At 52.5% G+C, this 2,705-nt stretch carries 3 protein-coding genes and 3 tRNA genes; all 6 read left to right on the forward strand.

The features are described 5' to 3' along the window. The first annotated feature begins 91 nt into the window (after window positions 1–91). Window positions 92–1,051: a bifunctional biotin--[acetyl-CoA-carboxylase] ligase/biotin operon repressor BirA gene (birA, locus tag U873_RS0133995; protein WP_025132476.1), complete on the forward strand. Its 960-nt coding sequence runs from the start codon at window positions 92–94 to the stop codon at window positions 1,049–1,051. A gap of 221 nt (window positions 1,052–1,272) precedes the next feature. Further along, entirely contained in the window at window positions 1,273–1,719 is a 447-nt protein-coding gene (locus tag U873_RS0134000) for a hypothetical protein (RefSeq protein ID WP_025132477.1), read from the forward strand. A 142-nt stretch (window positions 1,720–1,861) separates the two neighbouring features. Then, window positions 1,862–1,946, forward strand: a tRNA-Tyr gene (locus U873_RS0134005). 24 nt (window positions 1,947–1,970) lie between these two features. Continuing rightward, window positions 1,971–2,044 (forward strand) — tRNA-Gly (locus U873_RS0134010). Between the two features lie 27 nt (window positions 2,045–2,071). Further along, window positions 2,072–2,147: transfer RNA gene (locus tag U873_RS0134015), tRNA-Thr, on the forward strand. Window positions 2,148–2,231: 84 nt separating this feature from the next. Continuing rightward, on the forward strand, window positions 2,232–2,705 hold a 474-nt coding region (locus U873_RS0134020; RefSeq protein WP_025132365.1), incomplete at its 3' end, for a GTP-binding protein.

Here is a 2,705-nt window from a genome sequence, read left to right on the forward strand (position 1 = left end):
GTATTCACCACTCGCTTACGTCTTAGACGATTTCTATGCAATAGTTTTAGGCGTGGCTATCATGCCTGGCTCATTGTGAGGCGAAACCTGCATGTCGACGTTGTTAGAGCTTCTTAGAGATGGGCGATTTCACTCCGGGCAAGCCCTTGGAGAGGCCTTGGGTGTTAGTCGCAGTGCTATATGGAAGCAGCTGCAGCTCCTTGAGGCGGAGTGGGGGGTGGTTATTCATAAGGTTAGGGGGCGAGGCTATCAGTTGGCCTCTCCCATTACCTTGTTGAGCTCTGCTGAGATTGAGCGACTGGCTCCTGGTAATGGCTGGGTGATCAAGGTGCTTGAGTCTGTCGACTCGACGAACGCAGAGGCGTTGCGCTCCATTGAGCGTGGATGTCCGGCACCTTTTCTGGTGTTGGCTGAGCGTCAAACTGCGGGGCGTGGTCGCCGCGGTCGTAAGTGGGTTAGTCCGTTTGCCGAGAATATCTATTACAGCCTTGTCTTGCGTATCGACGGTGGCATGCGCCAGCTGGAGGGATTGAGTCTGCTCGTGGGCTTGGCTGTCATGCACGCTCTCCGGGAGACTGGGGTCCAGGGTGTTGGACTGAAGTGGCCTAATGATGTGTTGGTTGGTCAGAAAAAGATTGCCGGAATACTCCTGGAGTTGGTCGGTGATCCTGCGGATGTATGTCACGTTGTCCTAGGCATTGGGGTCAATGTAAATATGCAGAATGCCGAGGAGGTTGACCAGGAGTGGACCTCTGTCAGGCTGGAGTCTGGCAAGGTAATAGATCGTAACCAGTTCATCGCTCGTTTAAGCGAAGGATTGGTCGCCTATCTGGAGTGCCATAGGCTGAAAGGCTTCTCCGCTATTCGAGAGGAGTGGGAGCAAAACCATCTTTGGCAGGGAAGGGCTGTGTCCTTGATTGCGGGTGTTAACAAAGTCGAAGGCGTTGTGCTGGGTATAGACCACCAGGGCGGCTTGCGATTGAGCGTTGAGGGGGAGGAGCGGGTCTATAGCGGAGGAGAACTCAGCCTGAGGTTGCGTGATGGCTCATGAGCTTGGTAGTGGACCTGGTTTGAAGAATAAGAAGTGTGGTGCCGCATGATCCGCATCATTGATGCTGTGATGGCCTGAGTATGCGCGATGGGTAGGATTGTTGGGGGGATCGCCCTCTCGGTAATCTGATACTGGTTTCTGTGTTGATATGCGTCGTACAGATTGTGCTGTGCCTGGTCTTTTTGAGAGTGGTTTGGCCTGCCCTCTATCCTGAGGTTTTTATGCGCTGGTTGTTTCTGTTGTTGTTGGTCCTTAATGGTTTCTACTATGTCTGGCATCAGCAGGAGGCCCCTCTTCGAGCAAAAGAAGTCATGCCGCTGTCGCTATATCGTGGATCTCAACAGGATATTCGTCTGTTGAGCGAGTCTTCTGACTCGGTAGAGCGGCGTGACAAGGGCAAGGCTGGAGAGGTGGAGGCAAGTTGCCTTTATCTGGGGGGCTTTGTTCGTCGAGAGGTGGCTCAAGCGCTCGAGCAGCGTCTGGTAGAGATTGGGGTAGAAGTTCAGTTGCAGTCGTTAAGTGTTCCAGGTGCGCCTGGCTTTTGGTTGCGCGTCTCTCCTGAAAGCAAGCATTTGCTGGATGATCCCCAGTTGCAAAACCTTGCTAAGGAATTCAATGAGTTAAAACATAAAATAATGCCGTGTGAGGGGGTTGCAACTGTCGAATAGGTTGCATAGAATGGCGCCCGCTCCGCAGTGAAGACTTCTCGAAGTCGCAGCGGTGGAGCGAGGTCAACGCAGCTAACCTCAAGATTTAATTGAGAAAATGCTTGACAGAAGGGTGGCATAGTATAAAATGCTGCCTCGCTTAGGAGGGGTTCCCGAGCGGCCAAAGGGATCAGACTGTAAATCTGACGTCTACGACTTCGAAGGTTCGAATCCTTCCCCCTCCACCAGATTTAGCGAGAGCTGCAGGCTCCGCGGGTATAGTTTAGTGGTAGAACCTCAGCCTTCCAAGCTGATGATGCGGGTTCGATTCCCGCTACCCGCTCCAAGTTTGCAGGTTTTGCAAAAGAGTTTTGCTCTTGTAGCTCAGTTGGTAGAGCACACCCTTGGTAAGGGTGAGGTCAGCGGTTCAAATCCGCTCAAGAGCTCCATATAACAAGGCAGATATGAAAATATCTGCCTTTGTTTTAATGGCTTGTGTGACTTGCTTAATTCTTCTCCTAGGGGTGATTTCGATGGCTAAGGAAAAGTTCGAACGTAATAAGCCGCATGTCAACGTTGGTACCATTGGTCACGTTGACCACGGTAAAACCACTCTGACTGCAGCCCTGACTCGCGTTTGTTCCGAGGTTTTCGGTTCGGCCAAGGTTGACTTCGACAAGATCGATAGCGCCCCGGAAGAGAAGGCTCGTGGTATCACCATCAACACCTCTCACGTTGAATACGATTCGGCTGTGCGTCACTACGCGCACGTTGACTGCCCAGGTCACGCCGACTACGTAAAAAACATGATCACCGGTGCTGCGCAGATGGATGGCGCGATCCTGGTTTGCTCGGCCGCTGATGGTCCGATGCCACAAACTCGTGAGCACATCCTGCTGTCCCGTCAGGTAGGCGTTCCGTACATCGTTGTCTTTCTGAACAAGGCTGACATGGTTGATGATGCTGAGCTGCTGGAACTGGTTGAAATGGAAGTGCGCGATCTGCTG

The sequence above is a fragment of the Pseudomonas sp. PH1b genome (assembly GCF_000633395.1).
Lineage (GTDB): Bacteria > Pseudomonadota > Gammaproteobacteria > Pseudomonadales > Pseudomonadaceae > Aquipseudomonas.

Excerpts from the sequence above, each read along its gene's own strand:
- birA (WP_025132476.1), top strand. The coding sequence starts at position 92 with ATGTCGACGTTGTTAGAGCTTCTTAGAGATGGGCGATTTCACTCCGGG.
- U873_RS0134000 (WP_025132477.1), top strand. The coding sequence starts at position 1,273 with ATGCGCTGGTTGTTTCTGTTGTTGTTGGTCCTTAATGGTTTCTACTAT.